The organism is Isoalcanivorax pacificus W11-5 (assembly GCF_000299335.2).
In the GTDB taxonomy this organism is placed as follows: Bacteria; Pseudomonadota; Gammaproteobacteria; order Pseudomonadales; family Alcanivoracaceae; genus Isoalcanivorax; species Isoalcanivorax pacificus.
This window is the reverse complement of sequence record NZ_CP004387.1, coordinates 3,606,395-3,629,308: the sequence shown is the minus strand read 5'-3', so window position 1 is coordinate 3,629,308 and position 22,914 is coordinate 3,606,395. Positions and strand designations below refer to the sequence as shown.

Annotated in this window: 20 protein-coding genes; 11 read left to right on the top strand and 9 right to left on the bottom strand. The window is 64.5% G+C overall.

Going from position 1 to position 22,914, the window contains the following annotated elements; translation table 11 throughout:
* Positions 1-283: 283 nt before the first annotated feature.
* Positions 284-1,435: a slipin family protein gene (locus S7S_RS16280; RefSeq protein ID WP_008733261.1), complete on the top strand. Its 1,152-nt coding sequence runs from the start codon at positions 284-286 to the stop codon at positions 1,433-1,435.
* A gap of 48 nt (positions 1,436-1,483) precedes the next feature.
* On the opposite strand, the gene S7S_RS16275 is transcribed toward S7S_RS16280, so the two are convergent.
* Positions 1,484-3,028 carry a methyl-accepting chemotaxis protein gene (locus S7S_RS16275; protein ID WP_008733262.1) on the bottom strand — a complete coding sequence of 515 codons (1,545 nt, stop codon included), beginning with the start codon at positions 3,026-3,028 and terminating at the stop codon, positions 1,484-1,486.
* A gap of 226 nt (positions 3,029-3,254) precedes the next feature.
* Here S7S_RS16275 and S7S_RS16270 point away from each other — a divergent pair, with 226 nt between their 5' ends.
* From S7S_RS16270 to S7S_RS16260, 3 genes are all read left to right on the top strand, one after another.
* Positions 3,255-3,584, top strand: coding sequence for a hypothetical protein (locus tag S7S_RS16270; protein ID WP_008733263.1), 330 nt, complete (start codon positions 3,255-3,257; stop codon positions 3,582-3,584).
* 102 nt (positions 3,585-3,686) lie between these two features.
* Complete coding sequence (locus S7S_RS16265) at positions 3,687-4,760, top strand: linear amide C-N hydrolase (RefSeq protein ID WP_008733265.1); 1,074 nt, start codon at positions 3,687-3,689, stop codon at positions 4,758-4,760.
* A gap of 151 nt (positions 4,761-4,911) precedes the next feature.
* The gene (locus S7S_RS16260; protein WP_008733267.1) at positions 4,912-7,320 is read left to right on the top strand and encodes a membrane-bound PQQ-dependent dehydrogenase, glucose/quinate/shikimate family; all 2,409 of its coding nucleotides are present in this window, start codon (positions 4,912-4,914) and stop codon (positions 7,318-7,320) included.
* Between the two features lie 27 nt (positions 7,321-7,347).
* Here the strand turns inward: S7S_RS16260 and S7S_RS16255 are convergent, their stop codons facing one another.
* Positions 7,348-8,940 carry an ABC-F family ATPase gene (locus S7S_RS16255; RefSeq protein ID WP_008733269.1) on the bottom strand — a complete coding sequence of 531 codons (1,593 nt, stop codon included), beginning with the start codon at positions 8,938-8,940 and terminating at the stop codon, positions 7,348-7,350.
* Positions 8,941-9,063: 123 nt separating this feature from the next.
* Positions 9,064-10,128, bottom strand: a complete 1,065-nt coding sequence (locus tag S7S_RS16250; protein WP_008733271.1) for an NAD-dependent epimerase/dehydratase family protein — start codon at positions 10,126-10,128, stop codon at positions 9,064-9,066.
* A gap of 88 nt (positions 10,129-10,216) precedes the next feature.
* On the opposite strand from S7S_RS16250, the gene S7S_RS16245 reads away from it, so the two are divergent.
* Together S7S_RS16245 and S7S_RS16240 are read left to right on the top strand one after the other, a co-directional pair.
* Entirely contained in the window at positions 10,217-10,594 is a 378-nt protein-coding gene (locus tag S7S_RS16245) for a MerR family transcriptional regulator (RefSeq protein ID WP_008733274.1), read from the top strand.
* Positions 10,595-10,667: 73 nt separating this feature from the next.
* Positions 10,668-11,489, top strand: a complete 822-nt coding sequence (locus S7S_RS16240) for an SDR family NAD(P)-dependent oxidoreductase (protein ID WP_008733276.1) — start codon at positions 10,668-10,670, stop codon at positions 11,487-11,489.
* A 74-nt stretch (positions 11,490-11,563) separates the two neighbouring features.
* On the opposite strand, the gene S7S_RS16235 is transcribed toward S7S_RS16240, so the two are convergent.
* Positions 11,564-12,472, bottom strand: coding sequence for an oxidoreductase (locus tag S7S_RS16235; protein WP_008733277.1), 909 nt, complete (start codon positions 12,470-12,472; stop codon positions 11,564-11,566).
* Between the two features lie 153 nt (positions 12,473-12,625).
* Between S7S_RS16235 and S7S_RS18950 the strand changes: the two genes are divergently transcribed.
* Complete coding sequence (locus tag S7S_RS18950; RefSeq protein ID WP_008733278.1) at positions 12,626-13,291, top strand: TetR/AcrR family transcriptional regulator; 666 nt, start codon at positions 12,626-12,628, stop codon at positions 13,289-13,291.
* Positions 13,292-13,299: 8 nt separating this feature from the next.
* Here S7S_RS18950 and S7S_RS16225 read toward each other — a convergent pair whose 3' ends face one another.
* Both S7S_RS16225 and S7S_RS16220 read right to left on the bottom strand, forming a co-directional pair.
* Positions 13,300-14,718: an alkaline phosphatase PhoX gene (locus S7S_RS16225; RefSeq protein ID WP_008733279.1), complete on the bottom strand. Its 1,419-nt coding sequence runs from the start codon at positions 14,716-14,718 to the stop codon at positions 13,300-13,302.
* Between the two features lie 122 nt (positions 14,719-14,840).
* Positions 14,841-15,413: a hypothetical protein gene (locus S7S_RS16220; RefSeq protein ID WP_008733280.1), complete on the bottom strand. Its 573-nt coding sequence runs from the start codon at positions 15,411-15,413 to the stop codon at positions 14,841-14,843.
* 147 nt (positions 15,414-15,560) lie between these two features.
* Between S7S_RS16220 and S7S_RS16215 the strand changes: the two genes are divergently transcribed.
* Together S7S_RS16215 and S7S_RS16210 are read left to right on the top strand one after the other, a co-directional pair.
* Positions 15,561-16,109 (top strand): hypothetical protein, encoded by a 549-nt coding sequence (locus S7S_RS16215; protein ID WP_008733283.1) that lies wholly within the window; start codon positions 15,561-15,563, stop codon positions 16,107-16,109.
* Between the two features lie 189 nt (positions 16,110-16,298).
* Positions 16,299-16,781 (top strand): c-type cytochrome, encoded by a 483-nt coding sequence (locus S7S_RS16210; RefSeq protein WP_008733285.1) that lies wholly within the window; start codon positions 16,299-16,301, stop codon positions 16,779-16,781.
* A 21-nt stretch (positions 16,782-16,802) separates the two neighbouring features.
* Here the strand turns inward: S7S_RS16210 and S7S_RS16205 are convergent, their stop codons facing one another.
* Positions 16,803-17,546: a cytochrome b/b6 domain-containing protein gene (locus S7S_RS16205; RefSeq protein ID WP_202966509.1), complete on the bottom strand. Its 744-nt coding sequence runs from the start codon at positions 17,544-17,546 to the stop codon at positions 16,803-16,805.
* A gap of 114 nt (positions 17,547-17,660) precedes the next feature.
* Between S7S_RS16205 and S7S_RS16200 the strand changes: the two genes are divergently transcribed.
* Positions 17,661-18,389, top strand: coding sequence for an extensin-like domain-containing protein (locus S7S_RS16200; RefSeq protein ID WP_008733290.1), 729 nt, complete (start codon positions 17,661-17,663; stop codon positions 18,387-18,389).
* A 3-nt stretch (positions 18,390-18,392) separates the two neighbouring features.
* On the opposite strand, the gene S7S_RS16195 is transcribed toward S7S_RS16200, so the two are convergent.
* Complete coding sequence (locus S7S_RS16195) at positions 18,393-18,833, bottom strand: hypothetical protein (protein WP_008733292.1); 441 nt, start codon at positions 18,831-18,833, stop codon at positions 18,393-18,395.
* 262 nt (positions 18,834-19,095) lie between these two features.
* Between S7S_RS16195 and S7S_RS18945 the strand changes: the two genes are divergently transcribed.
* Positions 19,096-22,098 carry an autotransporter domain-containing protein gene (locus tag S7S_RS18945; RefSeq protein ID WP_008733294.1) on the top strand — a complete coding sequence of 1,001 codons (3,003 nt, stop codon included), beginning with the start codon at positions 19,096-19,098 and terminating at the stop codon, positions 22,096-22,098.
* 72 nt (positions 22,099-22,170) lie between these two features.
* On the opposite strand, the gene S7S_RS16185 is transcribed toward S7S_RS18945, so the two are convergent.
* Positions 22,171-22,887 (bottom strand): ferritin-like domain-containing protein, encoded by a 717-nt coding sequence (locus tag S7S_RS16185; RefSeq protein WP_008733296.1) that lies wholly within the window; start codon positions 22,885-22,887, stop codon positions 22,171-22,173.
* Positions 22,888-22,914: the final 27 nt, after the last annotated feature.

Genomic DNA, 22,914 nt, shown 5'->3' with positions numbered 1-22,914 from the left:
GGGCCGGGGTTCGACTCCCCACATGGCGGTTACCCATGCAGAAAATCTCAAACCCGGAGCCTGTCCGCCGCGCTGGCCGCGGCCGGTGGCTGGTGACTGGCGTGACACAGGTACGCCGGTGGAGAACGGCGCGGCCCGGCCGTGGTTGGCACCACCCGTTCAACACCGGCCGCTGCATGTGAGCCGGCAAGCTGGCGTTCACCCCGGTGACCCAGACCGTCCGCCGCCGTGCGGCGGGCAGGTTCCACCTGACGAAAGCCATAATGAAACAGGGAGTAGTGTGATGATGAAACTCTGGATGACGGTGGATGTCGCCGATCAGCAACGTGTGTTGCTGTGGCGTCGCGGCCGTTATGAAAAATTGTTGCTGCCGGGCCGCCATCGCGTCAGCCTGCTGCGCGGCAACGTCACGCTGGAGAGCTACCACACCAGTGATCTGGTGATGGCGCGCGCGGACATCAAGTACCTGATGCGCGAGCACGCCGCACTGCAGGAACATCTGGTACGTTATGCGACCGGCGATACGCAGGTGGCCCTGGTCTACCGCGACGGCAAGCTGATGGACCTGCTGCCGCCGGCCAGCGAGCTGGTACTGTGGCGGCATGTCGATGAGTTGCGTGTCGAACTGATCGACATTGCGCAGGACATGGCGCTGCCGGCCGCGCTGCTTGGTCCGCTGTGCAAGAGCCTGAATGTGCCGTTGCTGCAAAAGGCCCGTGCGCTGGTGTACAGCGTCGATGTGCCGGTACGGCATGTGGGCCTGTTGCGGGTCAATGGTGGCCTTCAGGCAGTGCTGGAAGCCGGCAGCTACGGTTACTGGCAGGTGGGCCGCTCAGTGGATGTGACGCTGGTGGACCTGCGTGTGACCGAAACCGAAGTGAGCGGTCAGGAAATCCTGACACGTGACCGGGTATCCCTGCGTTTGAACCTGTCGGCCAGCTACCAGGTGACCGATGTACGCAAGCTGGCCTCAATGCTGAAAGACGCGGCCGCCTACACGTATCGCGTGCTGCAACTGGCCTTGCGCGAAGCGGTGGGCACACGCTCGCTGGACGAGTTGCTTGAGCAGAAAGATGCGCTCAACGGCGCATTGCTGGCGTCGGCCAGAGACGCGCTGGCAGACGTCGGTATCGGCCTGCTGAGTGTCGGCGTGAAGGACATCATCCTGCCGGGTGAAATGAAGGAGATCCTCAATCAGGTGGTGCAGGCGCAGAAAGAGGCGGAGGCCAACCTGATTCGTCGCCGCGAAGAAACCCAGGCGATGCGATCGCTGCACAACACGGCAAAAATGATGGAGAACAGCCCGGTACTGATGCGGCTGAAAGAGCTGGAGGCGCTGGAACGTGTCACCGGCCGGATCGACCGGATTTCCGTGTACGGTGGTCTGGATGGTCTGATGAACGAACTGGTCAAGCTGCGCAGCGTAGCCGGCTGACAACGCGCCATCGGCATGCCGGTGGCGCGTTTTTTTTGCCGGCCCTGTTCAGTCCGCCACGGTAAAGCGGCTGGCGCGTTCGCGCATGACCTTGCTCAGGGTGGCCAGCTTTTCCGATGCCCGGCTGCTTTCCTGCACCAGTGATGCATTCTGCTGCGTCATCTGATCCATCTGTGTCACCGCCTGGTTCACCTGCCCGATGCCGTGGCTCTGCTCCGTCGAGGCAGTGGAAATTTCGCTGATCAATGTGTTCAGTTGCGTCATGTCGTGGCTCATGCTGGCGATAATGTCGCCGGTGTCCTGTACCTGCCGGCTGCCCTGCGCCACCTGTGCGTGGGCACCTTCGATCAGTGCCTTGATTTCGCGGGCCGCGTCTGCGGAACGGCTGGCCAGGTTGCGCACTTCGCTGGCGACCACGGCGAAGCCCCGCCCCTGTTCGCCGGCGCGGGCGGCTTCCACCGAGGCATTCAGCGCCAGGATATTGGTCTGGAAGGCGATGCCGTCGATGGTGTCGACGATGCTGCTCATCTGGCGGGCGCTCTGGGTGATGGCCTGCATCAATTCGATCACCTGTTCCATGGCGCCGCGTCCGGCACGTGCCCGGTCCTCGGTGTCGCCGGCCAGGCGGCGGGCGTGGTCGGCATGGTCGGCGTTCTGTTTCACGGTGGCGGTGATCTGCTCCATGCTGCTGGCGGTTTCCGCCAGCGACGCGGCCTGCTGTTCGGTGCGCGTGGCGAGTTCGTCGTTGCCGCCGCGAATTTCCAGCACGGCGCTGTTCACGTCATCGGCGCTGTGCAGGATGGCGCGAATGGTATCGAGCAGGCTTTCGCGCATGCGGTTGATATGAAACAGCAGGCTGTCGCGGTCGTCTGCAGCAAGCTGCGTGGTGCGGGTGAGGTCGCCGTCGGCGATGTAGCGCACTACCCTCGCGGCGTAGGCGGGGTCGCCGCCGAGGCGACGGGTGGTATCGCGGATGATCCAGCCCATCAGCAGAGTCATCGGTACGCCAATGACCAGCAGGATCACCAGCGAGCGCAACAGCGAGGCGTGAAATGCGGTGTCGATGTCGTCCAGGTAGACGCCGGTGCCGATGTACCAGTCCCAGGGCGCATAGACATCCATGTAGGTCAGCTTTGGCAATTCTTCTTCGCCGCCGGCACGGGTGGTGTGGTAGGTGACGAAGCCGTTGCCCTGCCGGCGTACCACGTCCATGAGCATATGAAAAATCATGTTGCCGCCGGAATCCTGGTAATCGCTCATGTCCGTGCCGCGCTCGAACACCGGGTGCACCAGGATGCGCATGGCCGGGTCGAAGGCGAACAGGTAGTCGCCATCACCGAAACGGATGCTGGCGATGGCCTCCCGGCCCCGGGCCTGGGCCTGGTCGATCGACAGGTCACCGCGCTTTACCTGTTCTGACAGCGCAGCAAGCTGGTGCTGCGCCGCGCTGACCATATGTCGCAGCGTGTCCTGTCGTTCCTGCTGGATGGTCTGGCGGTTCTGCCAGTTCATCCAGCCCATCAGCAGCAGTATTGCCAGCCAGGTAATACCCAGCGCGCCCCAGAGTTTTCTGGCCATGGTCAGTGCGTGCATGCCCTGTTCCTTGCGGTCGTCGTTGAGCGGGTTATCGGCTGACAGCCGGCAGGATTGAGGCGGCCCGACCGACGGGCCGGCCGGTTTACACTGCGACACTGGTATGGGCGCGCTGTTCGGGCGAAGCTAATGCTCTCGCCGGGGACTTTGGGTATCCTTGGCGTGGCTTGATCGGGGTTCTTGATCTATCAGGAAACATTCAGAAGGAAAAAATGGAGGGTTACGTATGCGCCTGAAATGGCTCTTCGGGCTGTGTCTGTCACTGTTGCTGGCGACGCATGCCCAGGCAGACAACTATTTTCTGACCATCACCAACAGCACCGGTTTCGATATCCTGTACGCCTATGTCAGCCCGGAGCATTCCGATGAATGGGAAGAGGATGTACTGGGTACCGATATTCTCGAGGACGGCGCCAGTGTGCGGATCACCCTGCAGGGTTACGATTCGCCGCTGTTTGATGTGCGTCTGGTTGATGAGGATGACGACACCTACACCTTCTGGGGTGTGAACGTCGCCAAGCAGGACCTGGAAGTGACCCTCGACCATCTGGACTGACTGTCCTCCGCCGCCGCGCGCCAGCGCGGCGGTGTGACTCCCGCCCCTCCCGGAATCGGGGTACGCTACGGCATACCGCCCCCCGGAGAAGGAGCCTCCCACATGCTGCATTCCCCTGTTCGTGACCGACTGCTGATCCTGTTTATTGCCCTGCTGGGCGCGCTGGCCTGGCCAGTGGCGCAGGCCTGCACCCGGCTGGTGTATCACGGTGCCGATGGGCACATCATCACCGCCCGTTCCATGGACTGGAAAAACGACGTTGCCACGCACCTGTGGGTGTTCCCGCGCGGCATGGCCCGCACTGGCGAAGCCGGTGCCAACTCGCTTCGCTGGACCTCCCGCTACGGCAGCGTGATTGCCACCGGCTACGATATCTCCACCACCGACGGCCTGAACGAAGCCGGGCTGATGGCCAACGTGCTGTGGCTGGTGGAATCCGAATACCCCGAGTTCACCCGGCGCAGCAAGCCGGGCCTGACGCTGGCGGCCTGGGCGCAGTATGTGCTGGACAATTTCGCCACCGTCGACGAGGCGGTGAAGGCGCTGCGGCGCGAGCCATTCACTATCGTTTCCGACAATGTACCCGGCGAGAGCCGCCTGGCGACACTGCACCTGTCGATGTCCGACGCCAGCGGTGACAGCGCCATTATCGAATACATCGGCGGCAAGCAGGTGATTCATCACAGCCGCGATTACCAGGTGATGACCAACTCGCCGATTTTCGAGGAACAGCTGGCGCTCAATGCCTACTGGCAACAGATCGGCGGCACCGTGATGCTGCCGGGCACCAACCGCGCGGCAGACCGCTTTGCCCGCGCGGCATTCTATGTGAACGCGATTCCGAAAGATGACGACCCGAACCGCGCGCTGGCCAGTGTATTCAGCGTGATCCGCAATGTGTCGGTGCCGTACGGTATTGCCACCCCGGACCAGCCGAACATTTCCTCCACACGCTGGCGCACGGTGGCAGACCATCAGCGGCTGCTCTACTTTTTTGAGTCGGCGCTGACACCGAATACCTTCTGGGTAGATCTCAAGGCGCTCGATTTTTCTGCCGAGACAGGCAAGGTAATGAAGCTGGATCTGGGGCCGGAGCAGGACCATACCTATTCCGGCAATGCCACCGGTGCGTTCCGCCAGGCGGAGCCGTTCCGCTTCCTTGGCGTGGAAGGCTGAGCCGCACCGGAGAGGATGCGGTGAATAAAAGGGGCGGCCGGCGTTTCCTTTAGCACATGCTAAAAGTTGTAAAACGCCCTGACGTGCCTCACCGGCCGCGTGCTACCAAGGGGCAGGGCGCAACGCCCTGCTCAATGCGGAGGGATTCGGTATGCACGCTTCAGGGAACAACCGTGGGCGCGGTGGCCCACTGCTCTGGCTGGTGGGTGGTCTGGTTGCCCTGCTGGGATTGCCGCTGCTGTTCGGCGGCATTCGCCTGGCCCTGCTCGGTGGCAGCCTTTACTACCTGCTGGCCGGCCTGGGCATGCTGCTGGCTGGCGGCCTGCTGATCGCGGGACGCCGTACCGGGGTCTGGCTGTATGCGCTGATTTTCATCGGCACCCTGTTATGGACGCTGTGGGAAACCGGCAACCGTTACTGGGGCTGGATCCCGCGCCTGGATGTCATCCTCGGGCTGGGCGTGCTGGTGGCGCTGGTCGCACCGCAACTCGGTTTTCGCCGCGCGCCGGCCTGGGGTGCGGCCGGCGGCCTGGTGCTGCTGGCCGTCGTGGGCGGGGTGCTGCTGTTCGTGCCGCATGGTGTGACGCGTAATGCTGAAGCGCCGGCCTTCGGTGCCTCGCTGCATACGGATGTCGGCAGCGCGCAGCCGGCGGACAACCCGGCGCCGCAGGACTGGCCAGCCTATGGCGGCGGTAGTGCCGCACAACGTTATTCGCCGTTATCGCAGATCACGCCGGACAACGTCGCGCAACTGGAAGTCGCCTGGCAGTACCGCACCGGCGATCTGCTGGAGCACCGCTGGGGGGCGGAAACCACGCCGCTGAAAATCGGCGACGCCGTGTATCTCTGCACGTCGCGCAACGTTCTGATTTCCCTGGACGCAGCCAGCGGCGAAGAACGCTGGCGCTATGATCCGCAGGTGTCCAGCGACGCAATTCCCTACACCGCCGCCTGCCGTGGCGTGACCTATTACGAAGTGCCGCCGGCACGCCTGGCCGGCAGCGATGGCCTGTGCGCGCAGCGGATTTTCTCCGGCACGCTCGACGGCCGCCTGATCGCCGTCGATGCGGGCACCGGCGAACCCTGTACCGGCTTCGGCAACGGCGGCGAAGTGGATATCAAAGAAGGCATGGGCGAGACACCGCCGGGTTATGTGTCGATCAATTCTGCACCGGTGGTGGTGCGCGATGTGCTGATCACCGGCCACCAGGTGCTCGATGGCCAGCGTCGTTATCCACCCTCGGGAGTGATCAAGGGGTTCGACGCCGTGGACGGCCGCCTGGCCTGGGCCTGGGATGCGGCGCGCCCCGATTACAGCGGGCCGCTTGAGGAGGGCGAGACCTATGTGCGTGGCTCGCCGAATATGTGGACGGCGGCGGCCGGTGACAATGCGCTGGGGCTGGTCTACCTGCCGATGGCCAACAGCGCGGCGGATTACTGGAGCCGCTCGCGCACCGAAGCGGAAAACGAATGGGCCACCTCGCTGGTGGCACTGGACGTGACCACCGGGCTGCCGGTGTGGCATTTCCAGACCACGCATGTGGATGTGTGGGACTACGATCTCGGCTCACAGCCGACGCTGCTGGATTTTCCTACCGACAATGGCCCGGTGCCGGCGGTGCTGCTGCCCACCAAACAGGGCGACATCTACGTGTTCGACCGGCGCACGGGCGACCCTTTGGTGGACATCGAGGAGCGTCCGGTGCCGCAGGGTGGCGCCGAGCCGGAAATGCGCTCGCCGACGCAACCTTATTCGTTGTACCACACCGTGCAGCAGCCGGACCTGACGCCACAGCAGATGTGGGGCATGACGCCTTACGACCAGTTGTTCTGCCGCATCCAGTTCCACGAGGCTGCCTATGAAGGGATGTACACGCCGCCCCAGGCAGACCGTCCCTGGATCGAGTTCACCGGTTATAACGGTGGCGTCGACTGGGGCGGTGCTGCGCTGGACCCGGTGCGCGGCGTGATGCTGCTGAATTACAACATCACCCCGAACTACAACCGCCTGGTGCCGCGCGAGCAGGCGGACCGTTACGGCTGGCGCCCGCGTGACGAATTGCCGGAGGACAAGGGCGGCGCTGAAGGGCAGGGTGACCCGCAGGAAGGCACTCCCTACGCGATTGATGTCAACGCCGGCTGGCGGGTGAAGTACACCGGGCTGCTGTGCAAGGAACCGCCCTACGGCGGTATCCGCGCGGTGGAGGTCAGGAGCGGCCGCACGCTGTGGGACCGGCCGTTCGGCACTGCCCGCGCCAACGGCCCCTGGGGCATCCGCTCAGGGCTGCCGTTCGTGATCGGCACGCCGAACAATGGTGGTGCGGTGCTGACCGCCAGCGGACTGGTGTTTATCGCGGCAGCGACCGACGATCTGATCCGTGCCATTGATCTGCGCACCGGCGAGACGCTGTGGCAGGCAGCGCTACCGGCGGGTGGCCAGGCCAACCCGCTGATGTATGAAGCCGGTGGGCGCCAGTACCTGATGATCGTCGCAGCCGGGCACCACTTTATGGAGACACCCAGCGGCGATTACGTGCTCACCTACGCGCTGCCGGAATAGCACCGGCAGCGCTGCGGGTGGGCGGGCTCAGGCCACGCCCTGGCTGTGCAGGTAATCTTCGTAGGTACCGTGGAAATCGACGATGCCGGTGGGTGTCAGCTCGATGATGCGGGTGGCCAGCGAAGACACAAACTCGCGGTCGTGGCTGACGAACAGCAAGGTGCCGGGATAGTTTTCCAGCGCCAGGTTGAGCGACTCGATGGATTCCATGTCCAGGTGGTTGGTCGGCTCGTCCAGCAGCATGATGTTCGGCCGTTGCAGCATGATCTTGCCGAACAGCATGCGGCCCTGTTCACCCCCGGAGAGCACGTTCACGGTCTTGGCGATGTCGTCCTGGGTGAACAGCAGCCGGCCGAGGGTGCCCCGGATGATCTGTTCGTCATCGCTGGGTTTCCCCCACTGGCTCATCCACTCGATCAGGTGCAGCCGCTCGACGAAATCGGCGGCATGGTCCTGTGCGTAATAACCCAGGGCGCTGTTCTCTGACCACTTGATCTGGCCGGCGTCGGGCGCCAGATCGCCGACCAGGCAGCGCATCAGTGTTGATTTGCCGGCGCCGTTGGCACCGATGATGGCGATGCGCTCGCCCACTTCCACGGTCAGGTCCAGGCCGCTGAACAGGGGTACGCCGTCGAACTGCTTGGCCAGCCCTTTCACTTCCAGCGCATTGCGGAACAGTTTCTTGTCCTGCTCGAAAATGATGTAGGGGTTCTGGCGGCTGGACGGCTTGATTTCTTCCAGCTTGATCTTGTCGATCTGCTTGGCGCGCGAGGTCGCCTGGCGTGATTTCGACGCGTTGGCGGAGAAGCGGCTGACGAACGTGCGCAGCTCCGCGATCTGTGCTTTTTTCTTTGCGTTGTCCGACTGCACGCGTTCGCGGGCCTGGGTGGCGGCGGTCATGTACTCGTCATAGTTGCCGGGGTAGACGCGCAGTTCACCATAGTCCAGGTCTGCCATGTGGGTGCAGACACTGTTCAGGAAGTGGCGGTCGTGGGAAATGATGATCATGGTGCACTGGCGCTGGTTGAGAATGTCCTCCAGCCAGCGGATGGTGTTGATGTCCAGGTTGTTGGTCGGTTCGTCCAGCAACATGATATCCGGATCGGAAAACAGCACCTGCGCCAGCAGCACGCGCAATTTCCAGCCCGGCGCGACTTCGCTCATTGGGCCAAAGTGCTGTTCCACCGGAATGCCGACGCCGAGCAGCAGGTCGCCGGCGCGGGATTCCGCGGTGTAACCGTCCAGCTCGGCAAATTCCCCTTCCAGCTCCCCGGCGCGGATGCCGTCTTCTTCGGTCATGTCCGGCTTGGCGTAGATGGCATCGCGTTCCGCTTTCACCTTCCACAGCGCATCGTGCCCCATGATCACAGTGTCGATCACGCTGTACTGCTCATAGGCGAACTGATCCTGGCGCAGCTTGCCGATGCGCTCGTCCGGCGCTTTCGAGACATTGCCGGCGCTTGGCTCCAGATCACCGCCGAGAATTTTCATGAAGGTCGACTTGCCGGAGCCGTTGGCACCGATCAGGCCGTAGCGGTTACCGTCACCGAACTTGACGGACACATTTTCGAACAGCGGCTTGGGGCCGAACTGCATGGTGATGTTGGCTGTGGTCAGCAATGTCTTCTACCGGATCAGCAGGGCGGGCGCGGCAGCGGCAGTATGAAAACCGGCGTGCCGCGATGGGGCGCGCATTATGCCACAGGCCCCAGGGCAGGACTAACCCGCTGCCCGCCACCGCAGTCAGACCGGCTGCGTATCCGCCGTGCTGCCCGCCTGTGTGCGCAGATAATGCTGCGCGCTGGCGCGAAGCACGTGCTCGATGGGGGCCATGGTAATCGATGAGGTGGCCAGGAAGTGTTGTGTCACACGGGTGTCGAACCGGGTCGGCTGAATGAAATGCAGCGCTTCCGGTGCCGTATTCATCAAGGTGGGCAGGCCCGGCAGCCGCAGGAGGGCGGCCAGCACGGGTATCGGCAGGTACCGGCGCGGCGCCCGCCGGCCCAGGGTGTCCGCCAGCACCGCCAGCATGCCCTGCAGAGTGGGCGTGTCCGGGTCCAGTGCCAGCAGGCGCGGGGGCGGTGCGGGGGCCAGGGCGGCGGCCGCGAGCAACTGCGCCAGGGTATCCACCGGCACCAGCGGCAGCCAGTGGGCCGGGCTGCCGGGGACCCTCATCAGCCGGCCCCGGGCCAGATTGTCGATCAGGGTGTGCAATGGTTGCGCGCTGTCGAGGTCGCCGCTGCGGCTGTGTCCGGCGACGGTGGCCGGCAGGACTTCGACCCAGTCCAGGGCGTGGGCGGCAGCAAAATCGCGGACACGGAACGCGGCTTCCAGCTTGCTGGCCTCGTACGCGCCGGCACGGCGGTACAGGCGCGGCCAGTCGGTGCGGGCCGGGGTGGCCGTGTTGATCGCCAACCGCTGCAGGTGGGCGGCATTGGCCAGCATAAAGCCGCTGACATACACCAGCCGGCAGCCGGCCTGGCGCGCCAGTGCGGTGATGGCCAGGCTGCCGTCCACATTGGTGCGCCGGGCGACGGCCGCGTCCATGCGCCAGGCAAACCGGGCGCCCAGGTGAATGACGGCGCGGAGCGACGGCAACGCTGCCGCGGTGACGCCGGGGTGGTCGAGGTCGCCTGGTACGGCGTCGATCAACGTGCCCTGGCCACCCAGGGCAGTGACCTGATCACGGAATGACGCCAGGCGGGTCGGGTCCCGCATCAGCGCCAGCACGGGCTGGCCGCTGGCGGTCAGCCGGGCGCACAGATGGCGGCCGATAAACCCGGTCGCGCCGGTAACGAAAAAGGTCATGACAGGCTCCTTGTGAGTCGGATGAGCCTGAGCCTAAAGTGTAGAGCACACTCTAAGGTCAAGACGGCGAAGCGGCAGGAGAGGCGGCATGCGGATTGCGGAGCTGGCACAGCGCACCGGCGTCAGCCGGCATACCTTGCGTTACTACGAGAAGGAAGGCTTGCTGAGCGAGGTGGTGCGCGCGGGCAACAACTATCGCGATTACCCCGAACAGATGGTGCAGCGCGTCATCATGATGCGGCAGCTCAAGGCGCTGGGTTTTTCACTGAAAGAAATCCGTGAAGTGATGAACGCCCTGCAGGCCGGCAGCATTGACTGTGCCCAGGGCGCCGCGCTGATGGCGCAGAAGCGTGCCGCCGTGGAGCAGCGCATCCGTGACCTGCGCGATGTCAGCCGCCTGTTGCAACAGGAACAGTTGCGGCTGGAACGCAGCGCCGCAGCACATCACTCGGGCGCCCGGCCCTGACGGCGCCGGGGCTTTCTCTGATGAAGGCGGCGCTGGTTAGAATCCGCCATCCCCTCAGAACAGGACGTCTCCCGTGAAAACATTTCGTGATAAGGAAGTGCTGGTCACTGGCGCCGGCAGTGGTATTGGCCGGGAAACCGCGCTCGCCTTTGCACGCGCCGGCGCCCGGCTGTGGGTAGCGGACATCAACCTGGCCCAGGCGGAAGACACTGCCACGCAGATTCGTGCACTGGGCGCCACCGCCCGGCCGCTGCACTGTGACGTGGCGGACAACAACAGCGTGCAGGCCATGGCCGACGCCGTGCATGCCGAGATCCCGGCGCTGGATATCCTGATGAACAATGCCGGTATCGGCAGTGCCGGTCGTTTTCTGGACACCTCGCTGGACACCTGGCGCCGGGTCATGGACATCAACCTGATGGGCGTGGTGCACGGCTGCCACGCGTTCCTGCCGAACATGGTGGCGCGCGGGCAGGGCGGCCATGTGATCAACACGGCCTCGGCGGCGGCCTTTATCGCTGCGCCGGACATGCCGATCTATGCGGCGAGCAAGTTTGCGGTGCAGGGCTTCACGGAATCGCTGCGCGGTGACATGGCCACCCATGGCATCGGCGTTACCGCCATCTGCCCCGGCATTATCAATACCGCGATCGTCGCGAATTCGATCATGGAAGGGAAAATGGGCGAGGGAGCGCGGCACGACAAAGTGGTGCAGTTCTATCAAAAGCGCAATTACACCCCGGCGCAGGTGGCGAAAGTGATCCTGCGCGCCGTGCAGCGCAATGTCGCGGTACAACCGGTGTCGCCGGAAGCCTGGGGCATGTACTTCGCCAAGCGCATTGCGCCGGGCCTGGTCAGCCGGCTGTCGGAAAAAGAGCTGCCCTTCCTGAAGTGACCCCACGCGTCATTCGAGGCGTGGGGCCAGGAAACTCTCCGGGCAGCATCCAGGCAGAAAATCGAAACCGGTGATCAGGCCGCTGCCGGCGTGGACAGATAACGCACGCCGGTCAGTTGCTCGGACACCTGCCACAGCCTTTGCGCCACATCGTGGTTGTCGGCCAGTTTGCGCGGCCGTGCCGGGGCGGGCAGGCCGCGCAATTCCATCCAGCCGCCCGGGCCGTAGTAGCCGCCGGGGCTGGCCTGCGCTGCCGTGGCAGCGAAGACGCTCGGCAGCGCGCCCTGTGACTGGTGCTGGGCAAACAGCGCGTTGAACACCTTGCCGCCGGGCATGGTGTCCTGCAGATGGGTGGCGGAGTAGCCGGGGTGTACCGCCACCGAGATCACGCCGGCGCCGTCGCGTTGCAGGCGCCGCTGCAGGTCTCGGGCGAACATCAGGTTGGCCAGTTTGCTCTGCCCGTAGGCCAGCCAGCGCGAGTATTTTTTCTGCCATTGCAGGTCGTCGAAACGGATGTTGCCCATGCGGTGTGCCAGGCTGCTGACGGTCACCACCCGGCCGGCGGGTGCGGCGCTGAGCAGGTCCAGCAGCAAGCCGGTCAGGGCGAAATGACCCAGGTGATTGGTGCCGATCTGCAATTCGAAGCCCTCGCTGGTGCGGGTCAGCGGCGGCGCCATCACGCCGGCGTTGTTGAGCAGCACATCCAGCGAATCGAACTCGTCATGCAGAGTGTGGGCAAAGTCCCGCACGGATTTCAGGTCGGACAGGTCGAGGGGTTTCAGCGTCAGTTTCGCGCCGGGCAGGGCCTGCATGATCTGCGCACGGGCCGCCTCGCCTCGCGCCGTGCTGCGGCAGGCCATGATCACGTGGGCGCCCTTGTCGGCCAGCAGTTTCGTGGCCTCGAAACCGATGCCACTGTTGGCGCCGGTGATGACGATGGTTTTTCCGGATTGGTCGGGTATGTCGCGCGGCGTCCAGCTCATTGACGTATCCTCATCGGGGTGTTCAGGATTAAAGACCAGTGGTCGCCAAATTAAAAGACCGATGGTCTCCTGTCAATGCGGCGCGGCATGCGCAGTTGGCGTGCCGGCTAACTGTTTGATTTAATTGTCCACCTTCCAACCAAGAGCGTGCTGATGAAAGGTGAAGGCTGTTTTATCCGGGCCCGCAAGCCTGAGGAAATCGCCCAGCGACGGGACAGCATCCTGGCGGCCACCGCGCGCCTGCTGGCGCAGCAGGCACCGGATCAGCTCAGCCTGAATGCGATTGCCCGGGAAGCGCGGCTGGCCAAGTCCAATGTCTATCGCTACTTCGAGAGCCGCGAGGCGATCTACCTGGCGCTGCTGATGCAGGATCTCGATGGCTGGGTGGAGGACGTGAAGGCGGCCCTGGCGCCGCTGGCCGGCAGCAATCAGCCGGCGACCGTGGCGGCGGTGCTGGCCACGGCGACCGTGGCGCGCCCGCGCCTGTGCCAGCTGGTGAGCCTGCTCGGCAACGTGCTGGAACGTAACCTGTCCGAGCAGGCGGTGCTGGCGTTCAAACAGGAGAGCCTGCAACGCGGGCTGGCGGTGCTGTCGGCGTTGCAGGCGGCGCTGCCGGCGGTGGGCACGGTCCGGCTGCAGGATTTCATGGCCTATTTCCTGGCCCAGGTGGGCGGGCTCTGGCCGGTCTGCCATCCGGCGCCGCTGGTGGAAAAAGTGTTGCAGCGGCCCGAGCTGAGCCTGATGCGCCGGGATTTTGCCGACAGCCTGACGGACAGCCTGCAACTGATGCTGGCGGGTTTGCTGGCGGAGGCAGGCTGACGTCCGGCTCAACGAAACGCTGCGGGCACCGTCAGTTCGTAGGTCACCCCGGTGGCCACCAGATCACCGGACGGGCCGCGCTGCGAACTGAAATACAGCCGTGATCCGTCCGGCGTAAACGCCGGCCCGGTCAGTTCACTGCCACCGCCGGGCACCTGCACCAGTACCTTCGCCGGCTGGTTCGGCACCATCACCATCAGGCGCATCTGTTCGCCGTCTTCCGCCACCACCACATCGCCCGCCGGGCTGACCACGACGTTATCGACATCGTCGAACGGCGCGTCCGGGGCGATCAGTTGTTCGTTGTCGAACACCACTTCGATCTGGTCGTTGTCGATATCCAGCGCGTAGACACGGTTGTCGCCCTTGCAGGCGAAAAACGCCACGGCGCGCAACGGGTTCGGCGAGCCGGCCACCACCGGCTGGGCGTCCTCCGGCAGGTATTGCAGCCACAGCCCTTCGCCGCCGCGAAATACCGTGCCCGGTGCGCTGCCGGTACTGGCTTCCAGCGTGGTGCGCACCGTTTCCTGCGGCTGGTCCGGGTTGATGACCGGCACCCAGCGCACTTTCTTCAGCAGGCGCGCCTGCGCCAGGTCGTCCTGATAGCCGCCGTTTTCAAATCCTTCGACTTCCAGCACTTCCAGTACGCCGTTGGCGAGATCCAGCGCGGGCTGGCCGGTCATGGACGTGACCTCGCCAAACGAGCGGAACCGGTAAAAGCGTCCGTCGCCACGGTCCTCGGTCATGAACACCGTGCGCGTGCGCCAGTCCACTGCGGCGGCTTCGTGGCGGAAAATGCCCAGCGCCGGATGCGCCACTGCCTGGGAGGGTGTGCCAAGCGGATGGCATTCGTACACGCGGCCATCGGTGACTTCCTCGCAACTGAGCCAGGTGCCCCACGGTGTGGCGCCACCGGCGCAATTGGTGCGTGTGTTATTGAGGATGCGGTAGGCATCGACAATGTTGCCGTCGGCATCGAAACGCAGTGCGCCGACGCCACCGCCCAGCGGCGTTTCGCTGTTGGAGACATACACCCAGCCGCCGTCGTCCTCAACCGGAAACACCGCGCCACCGTCCGGAAAGATATGCCAGTGGTAGCCGAGCAGGCCGAGCGGGTCGGGCAGGCCGGTACGCGGGTTGTGCAGATGACGCGCCACGCGACGAATGCCGAACCCTTCAGGGATGAAGATGCCGTCGACCTCGCTTTGCACCAGCGGGCCGATGGCGGCCAGGGGCCCGGCACTCAGCGGTAATTGCGTGGCGGGGACAACGGGCGGCTCGGGCACTTCCGGGTCCACCGGCGGTGCCGGTGTAACGGTGCCGCCCCGGCTGCTGCCGCCACCGCAGGCGATCAATGCCGAGGCCCCGGCGCCGTAGAACATGGCCTGGATCAGTGTGCGTCGTGTCAGGGAAGGTCGTGTGGTCATGGCAACAGTCCGGTGATGAGCATGGCGGCAGGCTCGCGCCGGGCTGTTGCATAAATATGATGAAACCCTGCGTGGTTACCAAAACAGAACAGGAACGCGCGGTCAGGAAACAGAATCAGGCGTCAGCGCATGTTGCCCATGCCGGCCAGGGCGATGACGTACCAGAACAGGAACGCCGCCGTCCCCAATAGCAACAGCAATGCCAGCACGCCGAGTATCAGGCCTGCCCGTGTCAGAGCGTGGTCCTGGCGGTCCAGGGTGTGCTTGCCGGTCAGCGACCAGGCGGCAAATACGCTGACCACGATGCCGAGGGGCGGCAGCAGAAGCAGCGAAAGCAGTCCCTGTATCAGCATCATGGGCCCGCGCCCGCACGGTGTGACGTCCTGTTGCCTGGCCGTGCGGTCGATGAAGGCCGCAGTCAGCAGGCAGCCGATCAGCAGCAGTTCGCCGAACTGGCCGAGGGCATTCATCAGCATCAGCGAGCGCTGGAGGTTGTCATCGCCGTAACGGTTGATCAGCAGTGGCAGGCCGAACCAGGTGCCATAGCACTGCAAGATCAGCAGCACCGTGAACACCACCACCCAGAGACTGGCCCTTGGCGCGGTGGGATAAAAGCGCAGGCACAGTATCGATGAGGCGAAGGTAATCAGCGTGGCGCTGATCAGGGCGGGAAGAAGGGTCAGCAAATCCACCATGGGGATGACTCCTGTCGGCAAGCCCGCCACTATATCGCGCTGCGGGTGCAGACGCCGGACACAGTTCGCAGGGGATTTTTCTCACCTGGTTGTCGACGCGGCGACGGCATCCGCCAACACAATAAACAGCAGGGGGAATCTGGAAGCATGAACAGACTGATCGGGATGGCAGTGGTCGCGGTGTTGCTGTCGGGCTGTGTGTCCGGCGCGAAACTGGACGGCATGGTACACCGGGCGCCGGCGGCGGAATATCCAGTGGCGTTGGTGGACGCGGTGGAAGTCGGTGAGGTGGCCGGTGGCAAGGCCACCAACCCGTTGTGGATGACAGAGATCAGTAACGATGCATTCAATGGCGCCTTGATCGCCTCGCTCGCGGAGCAGGGGCTGTTGGGGGAGAGCGGTCGCTATCGCCTGCATGCGCAACTGGTGGCGGTGGACCGCCCCATCGCCGGACTGAATATGACCAGCACCACGCATGTTTTCTATCAACTGGAGGACACCCGGACCGGCGAAAAACTGCTGGCGGAGACCGTCACGGCCAGCCATACCGCGCGTACCAGCGAGGCCTTCATGGGCGCCACCCGCCTGCGTCTGGCTATCGAGGGCGCCGCGCGTGAGAACATCCGTCTGCTGCTGGCCCGGCTGCAGCAACTGGACATCCGCGATGCCGGCCTGTCGGTGATGCCAATACAGTGACAGGTCCAGTGCCGCTGCCGTGCTTACAAGTGTAAGCACGGCAATTCCTTCACAAAACGTAAGTGTATTCGTAAGATCATCGGGCGTGTGGACGGGTGTCGCACGCGCACCCCTTCCGAATTTTCTGGCGCGCTGGTGATCCCGGTGCGCCGACGCTGGCCGCATGGTCGATGATCAGGAGTACGACGCATGAACCTCACTTTCACTCGCACACTGTGTGCCCTGACGCTGGGTGCCGGCATGGCCGTTGCGCTGGTGGCGCAGGCGCAATCACCGTCCGCCGAAGACCAGATCAAATTCCGCAAGGCCGGCTACAGTTTCATGTCCTGGAACATGGGCAAGATCAAGGCACAGGTCGTGGACGGCAGCGTGGCCTATGATCCGGCGCAGGTGGAAGCGGCAGCGCGGGCCATCGCCGGTATCGCCAACTCCGGCATGGGCGCGTTGTTCGGGCCAGGAACCGACGAGGATGTCGGGGATCAGCGTACGCGTGCGCGGCCGGAACTGTTCCAGAATTTTCCTGATGTGGCGACGCTGGGCAATAACATGAACCGCGCTGCCGACAACCTGCTGGAGCAGGCGCAGACCGGCGACCAGGCGAAGATCCGTGCCGCGTTTGGCGAACTGGGGCAAACCTGCAAGGCTTGCCACGATAAATATCGCGCGCGCTGAGTGCGTGTTGGCGGCGCTGCCTTACCAGGCAGGCGCCGCCGGGGCCGGTGGTGGTGTGTCGATCCAGACGCCACTGGCCAGCCATACGGCGGCGGCCGCGATGACGAGCGCAATCACCAGCGCGGGCCAGCGCACGGTTGCCCGGTGTGTTGAATGAAGCGCCGCCGGTATCGTGTCGACAGGAGTGCGGCCGTGAATCATCGCGCCGGTCAGGTGCCTGCCGCGCAGCGCATAGACCAGGATCGCCAGCACATGCAGGGCGATCAGGCCGTACAGCCACCACTCACCGTCCCGATGTAGCCCACTGAGCCGTTCCACTGTGGCGCCCGATACCAGCGAGCGCAGCGGCCCGCCAAAACCGATGTCGTCATAACTGAACAGGCCACTGATGGCCTGCCAGCCGAACACACCCAGCAATGCAAACACCGACAGCGCACCCAGTGGATTATGGCCGGTGCCCTGCCATTCGCCGCGCAGGTACGCGCGCAGTCGCACGGGGGTAGGAAAAAACGTGATAAAGCGTGCGTGATACGGGCCGATCACCCCCCACACCAGACGGAACGTCAGCAGGCCGATCACGGCCAGGCCGAAGCGTTCATGCCAGATCATCAGGTTGCCGCCGAGTTGCAGGGTGATGAGTGCACCGGCGACTGCGATCACCAGGCCCCAGTGAAACAGCCGTAACGGCAGGTCCCAGAGTGTGACGTGCTGCATGGGTACTTTCTCCGCGGTAAAGCCAATGGTGGCCGCGACGATGTCTGTCATGGGGCGCTTTCGCAGTAGTGTATCAGCGTCGGTGTGGCATCCGGGTGCAAAAAGCAGGAACACCGGAGTGCTGGGGCAGTCTCCATAGATGAGCGTGCGATTGCCGGAGACCCTGTGTCTGAACATCCCTTTCATCAACGAGTGCTGATACCGCTGCTGTTGCTTGCGGTGCTGGCGCTGACGCTGGTGTGGCGGCCGTGGCGGCTACTGCCGCCGGCCTGGCAGCCCTGGGCGCCGTTGTCGATCTCGCACGAGATGACGCCGGTGACACGCTGGAAACTGATGCGTCTGCGCGACGCCCCCATGCAGGCGTGTCTGGATGTGCTGGCCACTGCGCCGACGGGCAGCGCCGATTACCTGCCCCTGGCGGATTACACTCCGGCGCCGTCCTGCCCGCTAACCAATGTGGTGCGGGTGCGCAGTACCAGCGTGGCGTTCAATGCACCCTTTACGGCGCATTGTCCCATGGCGGTGGCGTGGCTGATGTATGAACAGCAGGCGTTGCAGCCGTTGGCGCGCGAAACCTTTGGTGAGCCGGTAGCGGCGGTGAATCACTTCGGCAGTTTTTCCTGCCGCAATATCTATCACCGCGCCAATGCGCGTCGCAGCGAACACGCCATCGCCACGGCGCTGGATGTCGCAGGGTTTCGGCTGGCGGACGGTACGCGCCTTGTCGTGCTGGATGACTGGGACAATCACGAGCGGCCGCAGCACGGTGAATTCCTGCGCGCGGCGCACGCTGCCGCCTGTGATTATTTCGGTACGGTATTGGGCCCGGACTACAACGCACCGCACGCCAACCATTTCCACTTCGGCACGCGTGGCGTGCGCTACTGTCGCTGACGGTTACAGCGCCAGGATCACGCCGGCAAACAACACCAGAAAACCGCCGATTTCGCCGATGATCAGCAGCGTCATGAAGCCGCCCATCATCACACCCGGTACCCGCCAGCGGCTCAGTACAAACGGCCGCCGCAACTGATTGTCGGTATCGCCCAGCCAGCCATGCAGCACATAGGACAATACCGCCAGCGCGAAGAACAGCACCTGGGCCGCGACTGCCAGCAATTCCAGCGTGCCGTCCAGTTGGCTGAGCTGCGTGAAATGCACCAGCAGCAGGCAGGCAAAGCTGTACAGCAACGCCGTGCGGTGGGCGATGTTCACATAGGGATGGGCTTCGCCACGTTCGCTCTGATGGATCTGCAGGTACTTCCACACACCGGTCAGCAGGCCGGTGAGAAAGAAGCCGCCGGCGGCAAGGGTGGCGAGGATTTCAGCTGCGGGCATGGGCATCGGTCCGTGAAATGAAGGGCATTATCCTGCCGGGGAGGGCGCCGTCTGTACAGGTGGTGTCTGCTGTGGACGCCGGGATAACAAATATGGAGCCATGGTCCATGGTGGGCCTTTCTGAGCACTGCATCACACCTTAGCATGGGCCGGGCGCGTCCTGATGCGCGTTCACTGATCCCGCCCCGGTGTGTCGCGGCGGGTGTGGCACGCCGGTCAGATCGTACGGAAACGATAGTTCTTCTTGGGGGAAAAAATGAAAATGAAACCTGTACCTGCCGCGCTGCGATGGCAACGCGTGGCGGCCGCTTTGCTACTGTCTGGCGCGCCGGTTGCGTCTGTTGTCCAGGCGTCACCGCATGAAAATGTCATTGATGCCGGTGAGGTCGTTACGGTGCCGGATGATTTCGGCGGCGACTGGAATCCCGGGGCTTTTCTCAATGTCGGGCTTTATACGCGCGGTGACCTGAACATTCTCGACGGTGCTACGGTGACAACGCAGAACGCCAGCGTCGGGGCGACGACGGGCTCGGAAGGCTATCTGCTGGTGTCGGGCGCGGGCAGCTCGCTGATCGCCACCGGCGGCATGGTGCTGGCGGAAAACGGTACCGCCACGGTGACCTTTGAAGCCGGTGCCCAGATCAACACCAATGCCACCTCGATAGGCTTCTCCAACGACGGCGTGGCCACTGTGCTGGTGACCGGCGACGACACGCACTGGGAACTGGCCAATACGCTCGCGATCGGTGGTCGTGGCCAGGGGACGGTGACGGTCACCGACGGGGCCTCCATCAATGGTGGCCTGCATCTGTCGCTGGGCCAGTATGACGACACCGCGATCGGCACGGGCCAGTTACTGGCGAGTAACGGCGCCCAGTTGTCGTTCGCCGGCATGGCCCAGATTGGCCAGCGCGGTGTGGGCGAAGTATCGCTGGCCTCCGGTGCCGGGCTGTCGGCGCTGGAAGGCATCCTGGGCTGGTATGACGGGAGCCAGGGCACGGTGACGCTCACCGGGGCCGGCACGCAATGGTCGGGGCAACGCTATGTGATGGTCGGCCATGAAGGCCAGGGCGAGATGACGCTGGCCGACGGCGCCGCGCTGGTGCTGGTGCGCCGTGACCTGTATCCGGACGATCCCACTGCGGTGGTGGTCGGCAACCAGGCCACGGGCCAGGGTGTGGTCAATATCGGCGCTGCCGAAGGCGATGCGGCGGTCGCAGCGGGCACGCTGGGGGTGGAGCGTTTCCATTTCGGCCTGGGCGACGGCACGCTGGTGTTCAACCACACCGACACCGACTATGAATTTGCTGCGTTCCTGAGCGACAGCGTGGTGGGCGGTGGCACCTCCGGCAAGGTGAAACATCTGGCGGGTGGCACCGTGCTGACCGGCGCCAACGCCCAGTTTGCCGGCAATGTGAATCTGGCCGGCGGCACGCTGACGCTGGCGGCGAACCAGGTGCTGGGTACCGGCACGCTGGAACTGGACGGTGGCACCCTCGCCACCCGTGGCGATATCGCCCTGGCACACGACACGGTGCAGCTGACCGACTCGCTCCTGCAGCTGGAGCAGGGCAGCGCCAGTTTCAGCGGCGATGTGGATCTCGGCGATTATCTGCTGACCATCGGCGGCGCCGGCAACGCGCTGTTCTCCGGCACCTTCTCGGCGGGCACCGGCACGCTCAGCAAGACCGGTAGCGGTACCCTGACGCTGACCGGCAATGCGGCGGCCTTCAATGGCACGCACACGGTGTCGGGCGGTGTGTTTGCGGTGAATACGGTGCTTGGCGGTGACGTGGACGTGCAGGCGGGCGGTCGCCTGCAAGGCACGGGCACGGTGGGCGACACCACCATCGGCAATGGCGGGACGCTGGCGGCGGGCAACTCCATCGGCGAACTGACCATCGACGGTGACCTGACGTTCGTGCCGGGCGGTGTGTTTGATGTGGAAGTGAACCCGGCGGGCACCAATAGCGATCATGTGTACGTGACGGGCACGGCGACACTGGCCGGTTCGGTGCTGCATGTGGGCGAAGTGGGTGAATACAGCCCGATCAGCACGTACCGCATCCTGACCGCCGATGGCGGCCTGATCGACAGCTTTGATGATGTCGCATCCACGTTCCTGTTCCTCGATGCGGACCTGATCTACGGCGCCACCACGGTGGACCTGGAACTGCGCCGCAACGACATCGCCTTTGCCAGCTTCGCCAACAGCCATAACCAGACGGCGGTGGCGCACGCCATTGAAGCGCTGGGCGCGGGCAATGCGGTGTACGACGAAATCGTCACCCAGGCGGGCACGCCGGCGACGGTGCAGCAGAGCTACGACCAGCTGTCCGGCGAACTGCACGCCAGCGCCCTGACCGCGCTGCTGGAAGAAAGCCGCCTGCTGCGCGATGCCGCCACGGATCGTCTGCGCGGCGGTGCCGGTGACACGACGCTGGCGCAAGGCAATGGTTACACCGGCTGGGTGCGTCCGTTCGGCAACTGGGGCCGCAGCGATGGCGAACGCGGCACGGCGGACATGGACCGTGATACACAGGGTTTCCTGCTTGGCATCGACACGGCGCTGGATAACGGCGGCCGCGCCGGCCTGCTGGCCGGCTACAGCCGCACTGATCTGGGCCTGGCGTCGCGCCGTGGTGATGCGGACATCGACAGCCTGCACCTGGGCCTGTACGGCGAGTCCCGCCGTGGTGCGCTGGCCGTGCGCGGTGGTTTGTTCTACAGCCATCAGCAACTGGATACCGAGCGCCGCGTTGCGGTCGGCGGGTTGAACGAAACCCTCACCGGCGAGCGCAGCGCCAACACGTTGCAGGGTTTCGGTGAGCTGGGGTATCGCCTGGGCGATGACACCACGTCGGTGGAGGGTTTTGCACAGCTGGCGCAACTGCACCTGCAGTTGAACAGCGGCAGTGAGCGTGGCGGTGCCACCGCGTTGCGCGGTGAGCAGGGCAATACCGATGTCACCTTCACGACGCTGGGTGTGCGCCCGTCCACCACGCTGGGCGGTATGCGCGTGCACGGCAGTCTGGGCTGGCGCCATGCGCTGGGCGACGTCACGCCGGATACTGCGTTGCGCTTTGCCGGCGGCGAAACCTTCGACATCGACGCCGCACCGCTGGCGCGCGATACGCTGGTGATGGAAGCCGGCGTCACGCTGTCGCTGGCGGACCGCGCCTCACTGCGTATTGGCTACGCGGGCCAGGCCGGTGGCGGTGTGTCAGACCATGGTGGCCAGGCTGCATTGCACTGGGCATTCTGACCGGCCTTCGCTGACACCGTCTGGCGGGTGGCTTGATAGCGCCACCCGCCAGACGGATCACCTGCTGCCTGCTCAGGCACCCTGCAAATCAAGCTCTTCGCGCAACCAGATGCGCACCGTGCCCAGGTGATCCTGCTCCTGCTCCAGCGCCTGGGTGAACGAGGACACCATCTCCTGTTGCCCGGCGTCACGGGCCATGTCGATCAGCAGTTCCCAGGCGGCGTTGTCTGTCAGCTCTGCGGTGAGCAGGGCGTCCAGTGATTGCGAAAAGCTGGTGCGGGGATCGGTGATCACCTGCAGCACGCCGATCGCGGCGACACCCGCGACATCGGCTGCCGGGGTCTGCGCGGTGGGGTCGGCGCCGATCTGCTCCATGGCGCGCTTGACCCGCTCCATGTGCTCGGCTTCTTCGCCCCGGAAATGGTGCAGCCGTGCGATCCGCTCTGCACTGACGGCCAGCGCGGTGGCCTTGGCAATCAGCGCGTCATAGAGCCGCACACCGTTGCGTTCGAACGCCAGCCGCTCGCCGAGTTTGTCGATCAGCATCGCGGGATGATGGCCCGTCACTTTTTGCACGGTGGTTTTCACGGCGCCTTTCAATGAACCGGGCAGTGGCACCGAACCGATGCTGTCGTCGGGGCTGATGTGGCGTTGCCTGGCGCTCGCCAGGTCCGAGGCATCGCCGGGCAAGGTCGGCGCTGTGTCTTCGGCGATATCGGTCTGCTGCTGACTTTGCAGCGGTGACATCTGGATGCCGGTGCGATTCATGCCAATGGAAGAATGGCTCATGGCTCTGCTCCTTGTGGGTGGGGCGGT